General features: G+C 71.3%; 10 protein-coding genes. 5 read left to right on the forward strand and 5 right to left on the reverse strand.

Features of this window, described 5'->3' with window-relative positions:
• Positions 1 to 222 precede the first annotated feature (222 nt).
• Positions 223 to 1,608 carry a transcriptional regulator gene (locus AB0H86_RS37640; protein WP_362449446.1) on the reverse strand — a complete coding sequence of 462 codons (1,386 nt, stop codon included), beginning with the start codon at positions 1,606 to 1,608 and terminating at the stop codon, positions 223 to 225.
• 342 nt (positions 1,609 to 1,950) lie between these two features.
• On the opposite strand from AB0H86_RS37640, the gene AB0H86_RS37645 reads away from it, so the two are divergent.
• The 3 genes from AB0H86_RS37645 to AB0H86_RS37655 all read left to right on the forward strand — a co-directional run bounded on the left by AB0H86_RS37645 (position 1,951) and on the right by AB0H86_RS37655 (position 5,111).
• Positions 1,951 to 2,619, forward strand: a complete 669-nt coding sequence (locus AB0H86_RS37645; protein ID WP_362449448.1) for a bifunctional DNA primase/polymerase — start codon at positions 1,951 to 1,953, stop codon at positions 2,617 to 2,619.
• A gap of 93 nt (positions 2,620 to 2,712) precedes the next feature.
• Positions 2,713 to 3,507, forward strand: a complete 795-nt coding sequence (locus AB0H86_RS37650; protein WP_362449450.1) for an ABC transporter ATP-binding protein — start codon at positions 2,713 to 2,715, stop codon at positions 3,505 to 3,507.
• The gene (locus AB0H86_RS37655) at positions 3,504 to 5,111 is read left to right on the forward strand and encodes a transporter (RefSeq protein WP_362449452.1); all 1,608 of its coding nucleotides are present in this window, start codon (positions 3,504 to 3,506) and stop codon (positions 5,109 to 5,111) included. The genes AB0H86_RS37650 and AB0H86_RS37655 overlap by 4 nt, the downstream gene beginning before the upstream one ends.
• Positions 5,112 to 5,242: 131 nt before the next feature.
• Here the strand turns inward: AB0H86_RS37655 and AB0H86_RS37660 are convergent, their stop codons facing one another.
• The gene (locus tag AB0H86_RS37660; RefSeq protein WP_362449454.1) at positions 5,243 to 6,169 is read right to left on the reverse strand and encodes an alpha/beta hydrolase; all 927 of its coding nucleotides are present in this window, start codon (positions 6,167 to 6,169) and stop codon (positions 5,243 to 5,245) included.
• 605 nt (positions 6,170 to 6,774) lie between these two features.
• Complete coding sequence (locus AB0H86_RS37665) at positions 6,775 to 7,467, reverse strand: metal-dependent transcriptional regulator (protein WP_362449456.1); 693 nt, start codon at positions 7,465 to 7,467, stop codon at positions 6,775 to 6,777.
• Positions 7,468 to 7,739: 272 nt separating this feature from the next.
• On the opposite strand from AB0H86_RS37665, the gene AB0H86_RS37670 reads away from it, so the two are divergent.
• Positions 7,740 to 8,495: an SIS domain-containing protein gene (locus AB0H86_RS37670; RefSeq protein ID WP_362449458.1), complete on the forward strand. Its 756-nt coding sequence runs from the start codon at positions 7,740 to 7,742 to the stop codon at positions 8,493 to 8,495.
• 48 nt (positions 8,496 to 8,543) lie between these two features.
• On the opposite strand, the gene AB0H86_RS37675 is transcribed toward AB0H86_RS37670, so the two are convergent.
• Positions 8,544 to 9,950 carry a PAS domain-containing protein gene (locus AB0H86_RS37675; RefSeq protein ID WP_362449460.1) on the reverse strand — a complete coding sequence of 469 codons (1,407 nt, stop codon included), beginning with the start codon at positions 9,948 to 9,950 and terminating at the stop codon, positions 8,544 to 8,546.
• A 650-nt stretch (positions 9,951 to 10,600) separates the two neighbouring features.
• Positions 10,601 to 11,701: a citrate synthase 2 gene (locus tag AB0H86_RS37680; protein WP_362449462.1), complete on the reverse strand. Its 1,101-nt coding sequence runs from the start codon at positions 11,699 to 11,701 to the stop codon at positions 10,601 to 10,603.
• Positions 11,702 to 11,982: 281 nt separating this feature from the next.
• On the opposite strand from AB0H86_RS37680, the gene pdxH reads away from it, so the two are divergent.
• Positions 11,983 to 12,612 carry a pyridoxamine 5'-phosphate oxidase gene (pdxH, locus tag AB0H86_RS37685; protein WP_362449581.1) on the forward strand — a complete coding sequence of 210 codons (630 nt, stop codon included), beginning with the start codon at positions 11,983 to 11,985 and terminating at the stop codon, positions 12,610 to 12,612.
• The last annotated feature ends 29 nt before the right edge of the window (positions 12,613 to 12,641 follow it).

Genomic DNA, 12,641 nt, shown 5'->3' on the forward strand with positions numbered 1-12,641 from the left:
ATGGGGGACTTTCGGAATCGTCGGCTCACGCTACCGGGTCCTCAGAGCACGGTGCTACGCAGCTCAGGCCGTGACCTGGGTCCCTGTGACCGCCGTAACAGATCCACGCACACATCCCGATGTCCGCGGTGACGGAAACCTGCCCCCATCCGCTGTATTCAGCCCCCTTTCCCCACCTGTACCTTCGTTTCCCGTCCGTTCACCCCCTCGTACCGCCGCGTTTCACGCCGCCACCTGCAGATCCAGCCGCGCCCCGAACTCCCTCACCACCGGCTCGTCCCGGAACGGCTCCAGGCGCTGCTGGAAGTCGTCCAGGTACTCGGCGCCCCGGTTGGAGCGGAGGCTCTCCAGCAACTCGATGGCCTTCAGGCCGGTGTTGCACGCCTGCTCCACCTCCCGCTGCTGCACCTGCGCGGTGGCGAGCAGCACATAGCCGATCGCCCTGCGGCGGGCCCGCGACTCGGGGTGCCCGTCCAGGGACTCCCGCGCACACCGCGCCGCCGCCTCGGCCTGTCCCAGGTCCCGGTGGCAGTGCGCCAACTCGTCGGCCAGATAGGCCTCGTCGAAGTGCGCGATCCACGCCGGGTCGTCCCCGGCGGACGGGTCCGCCTGCTCCAGCGCGCTCACCGCGCGCCCGGACGCCGACTGGGCCGACCGCGCGTCACCCAGCAACGCGTGCCCGCGCGCCTCGGCCGCGTGGAACATCGCCTCCGCCCGCGGGGTCACACGTCCACGCGCCCCCTCCTGCGCCGCTCGCGCCAACTGCGCGATCTCCCGCGGGTTTCCGAGCTGCGCGGCGAGGTGACTCATCGACGCGGCGAGGATGTACCCGCCGTAGCCGCGGTCGCCGGCCGCCTGCGCGAGACGCAGCGCCTGGATGTAGTACCGCTGCGCGAGGCCCGGTTGGCCGGTGTCGACGGCCATGTAGCCCGCGAGTTCGGTGAGTCGGGCCACCGCCGCGAACAGGTCCCGGCCGACCGCCTCGCGGTACGAGCCCGCCAGCAGCCCGGAGACCACGCTGTTGAGGTAGTGCACCACGACCGGGCGCACATGCCCGCTGCCGTACTGGTGGTCCAGGTCGACCAGCGCCTGGGTCATCGCCCGCACCGCCGCCACGTCGGACTGCCCCACCCGGGGCCCGGCCGCGCGCGAGACCTGCGAGTCGGGCGCGGAGATCAGCCAGTCGCGGCTGGGCTCGACGAGCGCCGACGCGGCGACGGAGGAGCCGGACAGGAAGTCCCGGCGGCCCACATCACTGCGCCACAGCTCACACACCTGCTCGATGGCCCCCAGCACCGTCGGCGAGAACTGCAGGCCGACGCCCGAGGCGAGGTTCTTGCCGTTGGCCATGCCGATCTCGTCGATCGTGACCGTACGGCCGAGTTTGCGCCCGAGTGCCTCCGCGATGATCGCCGGAGCGCGTCCGCGTGGCTGCTGGCCGCGCAGCCAGCGCGCCACGGACGTCTTGTCGTAGCGCAGGTCGAGACCGTGCTCCGCGCCGCACATGTTGACCCGGCGGGCGAGCCCGGCGTTCGAGCAGCCCGCTTCCTGGATGAGCGCCTGCAACCGTTCGTTCGGCTGACGCGCGACGAGAGGCCTTGCGGCCATGGCGTACCCCCTGTGGCTGCGGTGCCTGCCCACGCACCGAGTTGACGTGTCTTCCACGGACGGACTCCCTGAACTCGCTGCACTCGTCAGGAACGAAAAGATCCGGCCGTGAAGATCAATGCCCCACAAACGCGACGAAAATGCGAGACATGCGAGGATTGCCGGGGTAAAGGCAGTTGCCACCCCCGTACCTGGCTACCCACGCCACGCCTCGGTTCCTCCTGCGCGCCCCCACACATGCCCCCATGCGCCCCGGCTGCGGAATCGATGCTCCTCCCCCGCGCACGGCCCCTGGCTCCGGACTGGCCGTAACTCCAGGTGGGCGCGGGAGTTGAGTGGAGCGTGGAAGAGACGATCGCGGGTACGCAAGCCGCTCAGATTCCGAAGCAGCGCGGGGAATCGCTGCTGGACACAGCCGTACGCTACGCCGAGGAACGCCACTGGGACGTCTTTCCCGGGACCTGGCTGGAAGCCGTCGAGGGGGAGCAGCACTGCTCGTGCGAGGACGCCGCGTGCGCCGCCCCCGGCGCGCATCCGACACGCGCGGACTGGGCGTCGCAGGCCACGGGCAGTGCGACCGTCGTGCGCCGGATGTGGCAGAGGCAGCCGACGGCGTCGATCCTGCTGCCGACGGGGCGGACGTTCGACGCCATCTCCGTGCCGGAGACAGCCGGGTTCCTCGCGCTGGCCCGGATGGAGCGGATGGAGTCGACGCTGGGGCCGGTGACGCTGACGCCGGACCGGCGGATGCAGTTCTTCGTGCTGCCCGGGGCGTCGGTGAAGGTGCCGGATCTGGTGCGCAAGCTGGGCTGGTCTCCGTCCTCGCTCGACCTTGTCGCGCTGGGCGAGGGGGCGTACGTCGCCGGGCCGCCCACGCGGTTCGGGTCCTCTCGGTTCGGGTCCTCGGGGGCCGTGCAGTGGGCCTGCCGGCCGACGCCCGCGAACCGGTGGCTGCCGGACGTGGAGGAGTTGATCTCGCCGCTGGCCTATGCGTGCGGGCGGGACCGGTAGGACGGGCGGCCCGCTGTCCGGCCCCTTCTCCCCCGCGTTTTCCGCACGTTCCCCGGTCTCCTGAGACGCGGTCCCGGACCGTAGGGTTCAGGCATGACGTCGGGAGCAGTGGTGGGTTCAGCCGCCGTACGTGTGCAGGGGCTCTGGAAGCGGTTCGGGCAGCAGGTCGCCGTGGCCGGGATCGATCTGGCGTTGCCCGCGGGGAAGTTCATCGGGCTCGTCGGGCCGAACGGAGCCGGGAAGACCACCACCCTGTCGATGGTGACCGGGCTGCTCAGGCCCGACCAGGGGTCCGTGGAGGTCGTCGGGCACGACGTGTGGCGGGACCCGGTCCAGGTGAAGGCACGGATCGGGGTACTGCCCGAGGGACTGAGGCTGTTCGAGCGGCTGTCGGGGCGCGAACTGCTCAGCTACAACGGGCGGTTGCGCGGCCTGCCCGGAGCCGAGGTCGACAAGCGGGCCACGCAGCTCCTCGACGTCCTCGATCTCGCCGGGGCCCAGCACAAACTCGTCGTCGACTACTCGACCGGCATGCGCAAGAAGATAGGGCTCGCGACCGCGCTCCTCCACAATCCCGAGGTCCTCTTCCTCGACGAGCCGTTCGAGGGCGTCGATCCGGTGTCGGCCCAGACCATCCGAGGGGTGCTGGAGCGGTACACCGCGTCCGGCGCCACCGTCGTCTTCTCCTCCCATGTGATGGAGCTCGTCGAGTCGCTGTGCGACTGGGTGGCCGTCATGGCCGCAGGTCGCATCCGCGCGCAGGGAACGCTCGCCGAAGTGCGCGGCGACGCGCCCTCGTTGCAGCGGGCGTTCCTCGAACTCGTCGGTGCGGGCGCCCGGGACACGGGTTCCCATCTGGACTGGCTGGGCGGCGGGGCGGCCCGGTGAGCGCCGAGAGCACCCCCGTCGCGGACATCACCCCTGTCGTCGTACGACTGAAACTGTCGCTGCTGAGGAACGGACTGAAGCAGTCCGCCGGGCGGCGTGCCGCGTACATCGGTTCGGCCGTCGCCGTGCTGCTGTTCTCCGTGGTGCAGCTGATCGGCCTGGTCGCGCTGCGCGGGCACGCGCACGCCGGGTCGCTGGTGGTGCTGCTGGTGGCCGTACTCGCGGGCGGCTGGGCGGTGATGCCGCTGTTCTTCCCCAGCGGCGACGAAACCCTCGACCCGACCCGGCTGGTGATGCTGCCGCTGCGGCCCCGCCCGCTGGTCCGCGCGCTGCTCGTGGCCTCACTGGTCGGGATCGGGCCGCTGTTCACGGTGTGCATGCTCGCCGGTTCCGTCGCGTCGGTCGCGCACGGCGGTGTGGCGTACGTCGTCGGCGTCATCGGCGTGGTTCTCGCGCTGCTGGTGTGCGTGGCCCTCGCGCGGACCGTGGCCGTCGCCAACCTCCGGCTGCTGACCAGCCGCAAGGGCCGCGATCTGGCGGTGCTGAGCGGGCTGATCATCGCCGTCGGGGCGCAGGTCGTGAACTTCGGCGCGCAGCGGCTGGGTTCGGGCGGGCTGGCCCAGCTCGACGGCCCGGCCGACGTGCTGAAGTGGGTACCGCCCGCTTCGGCGATCGGGGCGGCCGCCTCCGTTAGCGAGGGGTCGTACGGTGTCGCCGTCCTCCAACTCGCGCTGACTGCCGCAGCCCTGGTGGCGCTGCTCGTCGTGTGGTCCCGGCATCTGACCCGGCTGATGACCGCGCCGGACGGCTCCACCCTCCAGGCCGCCGACTCCAGGGCCCGCGGCCGGAACTCGGCCGGGCTGTCCCGGCTGCTGCCCGGCGGACGGACCGGCACGGCCATGGAGCGCAGCCTGCGCTATGTGTGGCGCGACCCCAAGACCAAGGCGGCCTGGGTGACCTCCCTCGCCATCGGTCTGATCGTGCCGGTGTTCAACGCGCTGCAGGGCACCGGCTCGATCTACTTCGCGTGCTTCGCCGCCGGGATGCTCGGCGTACAGATGTACAACCAGTTCGGACAGGACACGTCCGCGTTCTGGATGGTCGCGATGACGATCTCGTCGACCCGGGACGCGTACGTCGAGCTGCGCGCGCGGGCGCTCGCGCTGCTGGCGATCACCCTGCCGTACGCGACTGTCGTGACCGTCCTGACGACCGCGCTGCTCGGTGACTGGCCGAAGCTGCCCGAGGTGCTCGGCCTGTCGTTCGCGCTGCTCGGGGCGATGCTGGCGACCGGTGCGTGGACGTCGGCGCGGTTCCCGTACTCCATCCCGCAGGAGGGCTACAAGAACGTGGCCCCCGGGCAGTCGGGGCTGGCCTTCATGGCCATCCTGGGCGGCATGGTCTCGGCCGCCCTGCTGTGCGCCCCCGTCATCGTCGGGACGATCTGGCTGAGCGTCAGCGAGGGCGGCGACGAGTGGAGTTGGCTGCTGTTGCCGCTGGGGGCGGTCTACGGGGCGGCGGTCACGGAGGGAGGCCTGCGGCTGGCGGCGCCCCGGACGGCTCGGCAGCTGCCGGAGATCCTGCAGGCGGTCAGCAAGGGGTGAGCCAGGGTCTGTCGTTCGGATCAGGCCGCAGGAAGGCAGCGGTGCCTCCTGGCCGACCTGAGCGGGGTCAGATGTGCGTGCCAGACCCCGCGTCTGCGGCGTGATCCAAACGGTAGGCCCTAGGGGTCGGGTCAGTTCTTGAAGTCGGTGCGGATGCCGTCCAGGAAGGGTTCGATGGCGCCCCGCCAGGCCTGCGGCTGGTCGTAGTGGACGAGGTGGCCGGCGTCCGCGACTTCCGCGTACTGGCCGCGGGGCAGTACGCGGACCATCTCCTGGGCCTCGGCGCGGCCGAGCTCGCCGTCCAGGCCGCGGACCACCAGGGCGGGGCACCGCACCTGGGTGAGCTCCTCCCAGTGCGCGTCGTACACCCAGGTCTCGCGGGACTCCAGCATCTGTTCCGGTTCGAAGACCGGGCGCCAGCCGTCGGGGGACTCCTGCATGGCCTCGGCGTAGAACTCGCCGCGGGACGGGGTCGGGCGCTCCACCCAGGGGTCGTCCTCGCCGAACCACTTGCGGACGTCGGCGAGCGTGGCGAAGGGGACGGGCCAGGCCTTGAACCAGTTCTCCCATTCGCGCTGCGAGGCGGCGCCGAGGGCGGAGGCCCGCATGTCGCAGATGATCAGCCCGCGGACCAGGTCGGGACGCTTGGCGGCGAGCTGCCAGGCGGTCAGGGCGCCCATCGCGTGCCCGATGAGGACGGCCGGGCCGAGGCCGAGCTGTTCGAGGGCGGCCTCGACGTCCTCGATGTAGGCCTCGCGGGTGAAGGCCGCCCGCGGGGGCTTGTCGCTCTGGCCGTGGCCGCGTTGGTCGAGGGCGACGGCTCGGTGCCGCTCGGAGAGCCAGCGGGCGGTGGACGCCCAGTGGGAGGCCCGTCCCATCAGCCCGTGCAATAACAGCACCCCCGGGCCCTGCTCGGTCTCCCTAGGACCGTCGATCTCCCTGGAACCGTCCGTCTCCCTGGGTCCGTCCGTCACCGGATCGGTCTTGGGAGGGTCACCGAACTCCCAGGCCGCAAGGCGTACGCCGCCCGCCCCGGTCACGTCGATTCGTCGCGCCATAGGTCTGGCACCCCCCTAGCTCCGCTCGGACCGCTCGCTCCCGCTCGGGCGGACGGTCCTGTGAACCGCGTCCTGCCTGCCGTGTCTGTCGTGCCCACACCCCTGAAGCGCAGATTCCGCGTGATGCGTCACCCGCAGATTATCGAATGCCCATTCGAGAAACGCGATCTCGCCGGCAAGACCCCTCGTTCGAGTGACCCTCCTCCAGGAATGATCGCCGCCACCGAGGGGAGATCTTCAGCGGGAGGCGGACCGCTCGGGGAAATCGGTCCGGAGGGGATGACCCTGGGAGCTCGGGGCTCCGGGTCAGCACAGGGGAGGACAGGCCCCGGCGCCACACGGTGCCGGGGCCCTCTCCATGTTCACGGCACATCATCCCCGCCCCCTCCCCGGCCGGACGGCAGCACCGCCGCCCCACGCCAAGAGCCCCTCAGGTCATATGCCTCACGCGACAGCGTCGCACGCGAAGCGTCCGAACGCTGCGATTCGGCGCACAGAATCTCGGATTCGACGAGATCGCCGGAGCGCCACAATCACCTCCCCGTCACCAGGAGTTGACGACCCCGCAGCGGAATGCCCCACTCCGCTCGGCCGACGCGTCCCGCTCAGCGCTTGGCGACGAACACGTGCGAGGCGACGTCCGACACCAGCTCGGCCGCCTCGCCGCCGCTGCCCACGAGCACCCCGCCCGCCGACTCCGTCACGCTCACCACCGAGCCGGGCTGCACGCCCGCCCGACGCAGCGTGTACATCAGCTGCGCGTCCGTCTGGATCGGCTCGCCGATCCGGCGCACCACGACCGTCTTGCCCTCCAGGCCGGGATCGAGGTCGGCGAGCGACACCATGCCCTCGTCGAGGAAGGGATCGGCGCCGTCCTTCTCGCCGAGCTCCTCCAGACCCGGGATCGGGTTGCCGTACGGCGACTCGGTGGGGTGCCGCAGCAGCTCCAGCACGCGCCGCTCGACAGCCTCGCTCATCACGTGCTCCCAGCGACACGCCTCGGCGTGCACCTGCTCCCACTCCAGACCGATCACGTCGACGAGCAGGCACTCGGCGAGCCGGTGCTTGCGCATCACACGGGTGGCCAGTCTGCGCCCCTCGTCGGTGAGCTCCAGGTGGCGGTCGGTGGCGACGCCCACCAGGCCGTCGCGCTCCATCCGCGCCACCGTCTGGCTGACCGTCGGCCCGCTCTGGTCGAGTCGCTCGGCGATCCGGGCGCGCATGGGGACCACACCTTCCTCCTCCAGCTCGAGGATGGTGCGGAGATACATCTCCGTGGTGTCGATCAGTCCGGACATACGTGCCCCTTGATGAGATCTGCCCGAAGCACGACAGCTTCGCGGCTCGTGCGCTGGCCCTGCACCCAATTCTGCCGGATACCACTGACAACCGTGCCGCGCCGTTGGAACCAAGAGGTTACGAAGGGGGCGGCGCGACCGTATTGACATCCCACTGGTCCAGACCGCACGGTGATCCGCGGCACAGGCACCTCGCGCCCGCACCGAGACATGCACACGACACGCACACGACACGCACCTCGATATCCACATGACGCTCCGAAGGGGCCCGCATGAGCGACGGCACGCTGTCCGGTCAGTTCCTCGACGCCGCGATCGACCTGCTGCGGCGGGTCCGGGACGAGGAGGCCTCGTCCGTCGAAGCGGCCGGGAACCTCCTCGCGGACACCGTGACCTCCGGCGGACGTCTGTTCGCCTTCGGCGCCGGTCACTCCTCGCTCGCCGCGCAGGACGTCGTCTACCGCGCCGGCGGCCTGGCTCTGATGAACCTGCTGGCGGTCCCCGGTGTCGTCGGCGTGGACGTCATGCCGGCCACCCTCGGCTCGGCCCTGGAACGCGTCGACGGCCTCGCGAGCGCCGTCCTGGACTGCTCACCGCTCCGCGCGGGCGACGCCCTCGTCATCATCTCGCTCTCCGGTCGCAACGCGCTCCCGGTGGAGATGGCCATGGCCGCCCGCACCCTGGGTGTGAAGGTCATCGGCGTGACGTCGGTGGCGTACGCCTCACAGACGGAGTCCCGGCACGCCTCCGGCACGTATCTGAAGGACCACTGCGACGTCGTCCTCGACTCCAAGATCGCGATCGGCGACGCGGAACTCACCCTCGACACCGTCCCGGCGCCCTTCGCCCCGGCCTCCACGGTCGTCACGGCGGCCATCCTCCAGGCGGTCATGGCCACGGCCGCCGGCGCCCTGGCCGACCAGGGCATCGAGCCGCCGCTACTGCGCTCGGGGAACGTGGACGGAGGCCACGAGTGGAACGGGCGGGTGTTCGAGAAGTACGGCGAACGCATCTTCTACCTGCGCTGACGCCCGCGGCCCGCTACCACCGCCCTCCTCCCTCTTCACCCTCCACCGCTACCCCCGGCCCAGCACCTCGCCCAGATCCAGCGCGCCCGCGATCCGCACGGCCACATCCTCCGCGTACACCGCGTCGCCCCGCTCGAACTGGCTCCGCCCGGCGCCCCGCAGAAACGTCACGGCTCCCAGCGTCCGACCCCGGCTCCGCAACACCGTGCACAGCGCGTGCACCGCGTCCTCCGGCCACTGCCGGGCCAGCGCCCACTCCCGCGCCTCCTCGGCCCGCACCGCCCCCACGCTCGCCCGCACCGACCCGACCCGCTCCACACACTGCAACGCCGGATGCCCCTCCGCGTACCGCACCGGCAACCCCGCCTGACCGGTCAGCGGGCTCGGCCCCGGCGCGCCGGAGGGCGTCGCGGCGACCCGTACCAGCCGCTGCGGCTCCGTGGCCTCGCCGTCGGCCACCGAACCGCCCGCCACCCGGTCGATCAACGCGTGGTCGGCGAAGCCCGCGAGCGCGAAGTCGAGATGGACGGTGGCCGCCTCCAGGGGGTCCTCGCACTCGGCGGCCGCCCGCGCGGCCCGGTGCAGCTGATTCGTGCGGAACCTCAGCAGCGACGTCTCCTGCTCGCCCTGCTTGGCCTCCGTGACGTCATTGAAGAGCCAGCCCACCCCCAGCGGCACGGGCTCCTCCGCGAGCGGCGAGGCCAGCCGCACGAACCCACAGCGCCAGCAGCGCCGCTTCTCGCCCTCCGGGGTGCGCACGCTCACCCAGATCTCGGCGGGCGCCGGCGGCGCGCCCTCGGCCAGCACATGGGTGAGCGCGCTCTCCAGCTCCTCCACGCCCTGCACGAGCAGATCACCGAGCGGCCGCCCCAGCGCGGACGTACGCCCGATGCCGAGCGCCCGGGCCGCGTGCGCGTTGACCACGGCGGGCCGCAGATCGACGTCCACGAGCACGACACCCCAGGAGGCGTCCTCGAACAGCGCCTCACTCAGCGCGATGGACCGCTCCAGGTCGATCTGCGTGTGCACCTCGCTGAACGCGCAGTACACCCCGGCCGGCTTCCCGTCGGGCCCGCGCACGGCCGCCGACTGCGTCCGTACGAGCACCCGGCCGCCGTCCTTGGTCAGCAGGGCGAACTCGTGCACCTGACGGCCCGGAGCGTGCATGACGGACAGCAGCCGTCCCTCGACCTCCTCGGCGTCGGCGCTGCGCACCGCCCACCCGGCGAAGCCGCGTCGCCCCACGGCCTCGTCCGCGCTCCAGCCGAGGATCCGCTCCGCCTCCCGGTTCCAGTGGGTCACCACCCCGTCCGCGTCGAAGGCGCACAGGGCAGCGTCCATCCCGTCGAGAAGCGCGGCCAGCAGATCCGAGCCGTCCGAACCCTCCGGACCGTCCCGCTCGGGCTCGTCCGGCCCGATCTCGTCGGTGGTCCCACTACGCCGGGAAGCACTCACCTGGACCCCCTGCAGGCTGCCGCGTCCGCGTGCACCGCACGCCGGTTCGCTCACTAACAATCATTCAACTCGAACGTGACGCAGCACACACCGGGTTCCCACAAGATTGAAGGAATCGTTGTACGCCGGACACGCGCCCGCGTCCGCTCCGACGCCGACCCTGGCAGTCCAACACCTACGGAAGTCGCAGGTCAACCCAGAGATCACCGCCACCCACCACCACATACCGCCCGGTATCGCCGAAACCACGGGCCCAGACGAACCCCAGGCCTCTCCACAATCGCGGCCAACACATTCGCCTCGACCACCGGGCACCCGGCACACGCGCGATCACGCCGGTCAGAACCAGCGCGGACAACTTCCTGAAAAACCGGTTGATCGACCGTCGACCGGTTCCTAAGGTGTCGTCCACACGAGAAGGGAGGTGGTTCTGCCGATGTACAAGAACCGGACGCGTGAGGTGGCTGCGGGCTAGCGGCCCGTCACCACATCAGTGCGGTGCCGGACCAGTGCGTGCGAGACACGTGCAGCCGGCCCAATCTCAAGCAGTCACCCGACCCGCGAGCTCGCCGGTACGTCCGGCCGGCTTCTCCGCCGTGAGGTGGAGAGACCCGAGCTCGCGGGTCGTCTGCGTGTGGAGGCGGTGGGGGTCAGCGGGCGATGCCGTCGTAGCCCTCGATCTCCTGTGGGTCGCGGGTGCCCGGGCCGATGTAGCGGGCGGAGGGGCGGACCAGGCGGCCGGTGCGTTTCTGTTCCAGGATGTGGGCGGACCAGCCCGCTGTGCGGGCGCAGGTGAACATCGAGGTGAACATGTGGGCCGGGACCTCGGCGAAGTCGAGGATGATGGCGGCCCAGAACTCGACGTTGGTGGCGAGGACGCGGTCCGGGCGGCGGGCGTGGAGTTCCGCCAGGGCGGCCTTCTCCAGGGCCTCGGCGATCTCGAAGCGGGGGGCGCCGAGTTCGCGGGCGGTGCGGCGCAGGACGCGGGCGCGGGGGTCTTCGGCTCGGTAGACGCGGTGGCCGAAGCCCATGAGGCGTTCGCCGTTGTCGAGGGCCCGCTTGACGTAGGCCTCGGCGTCGCCGGTGCGTTCGATCTCCTCGATCATGCCGAGTACACGGGAGGGGGCGCCGCCGTGCAGGGGGCCGGACATGGCTCCCACCGCGCCGGACAGTGCGGCGGCCACGTCGGCGCCCGTGGAGGCGATGACGCGGGCGGTGAAGGTGGACGCGTTCATGCCGTGCTCGGCCGCCGAGGTCCAGTAGGCGTCCACCGCCGCCACGTGTTTCGGGTCGGGCTCGCCGCGCCAGCGGATCATGAAGCGTTCGACGACGGACCGGGCCTTGTCGATCTCGCGCTGCGGGACCATGGGCAGGCCCTGGCCGCGGGCGGACTGGGCGACGTAGGAGAGGGCCATGACGGCGGCGCGGGCGAGGTCCGCGCGGGCCTGCTCGGCGTCGATGTCGAGGAGCGGTTTGAGGCCCCAGACGGGGGCGAGCATGGCGAGGGCGGACTGGACGTCGACCCGGATGTCGCCGGAGTGGATGGGGATCGGGAAGGGCTCGGCGGGCGGTAGGCCGGGGTTGAAGGCGCCGTCGACGAGCAGGCCCCAGACGTTGCCGAAGGAGACGTGGCCGACCAGGTCCTCGATGTCGACGCCCCGGTATCGCAGGGCGCCGCCTTCCTTGTCGGGTTCGGCGATCTCCGTTTCGAACGCGACGACTCCTTCGAGTCCGGGTACGAAGTCGGACATCAGGCGGCTCCCTCGTGATGTGTGCGACAGGTGGCGCCCGATGGATCCACGGTCCTGTACGGGGACTCGCGGTCCTGGGCGGTCACCCCGGTGGTGCCCCGTGCGGCCGACGGTCGCCCCACCGGAATGGCCTCTGCACCATATCGCCGAGTGCCACCTTTGGGGAGAGTTCGCGGCACTCAGTGCCACCTCCCGTGCGGCGCTCCCACGTACGGCAGGATGACCATGTGACCGACGCAGACGCCGTCTCCCCCGGCCCCGACCACCCTCACCCCGCCTCGATGCGCCAGCAGTACCGGGCTGAGGGATTCGCCGAGTCCGACCTGGCCGCCACCCCTGTGGAACAGTTCGCGCGCTGGTTCGGGCAGGCGGCGACGGAGGGCCGGTTGTTCGAGCCGAACGCCATGGTCGTGTCCACGGCGGACGCGGAGGGCCGGCCCAGTTCCCGGACGGTGCTGTTGAAGGCCTTCGACGAGCGGGGCTTCGTCTTCTACACCAACTACGGCTCCCGCAAGGCCCGCGACCTGGCGGCGAACCCGTACGTCGCGCTGCTGTTCCCGTGGCATCCGATGGCCCGCCAGGTCATCGTGACGGGCGTCGCGCGGCGCACTGGCCGGGACGAGACCGCCGCCTACTTCCGTACCCGCCCGCACGGCTCCCAGCTGGGTGCCTGGGCGAGCGCGCAGTCCTCGGTGGTCGCGGACCGGGCCGAGCTGGAGTCGACGTACGCGGAGCTGGCCGCCCGTTATCCGGAGGGTGAGCAGGTGCCGGTGCCGCCGCACTGGGGCGGTTTCCGAGTGGCGCCGCAGGAGGTGGAGTTCTGGCAGGGCCGCGAGAACCGGCTGCACGACCGGTTGCGGTACGCGGCACAGGCGGACGGGAGCTGGCGGGTGGAGCGACTGAGTCCGTGAGTCATGGTCCGTGAGCGTCGGTCCGTGAG

It is taken from the genome of Streptomyces sp. NPDC050997, from assembly GCF_040660135.1.
Lineage (GTDB): Bacteria > Actinomycetota > Actinomycetes > Streptomycetales > Streptomycetaceae > Streptomyces.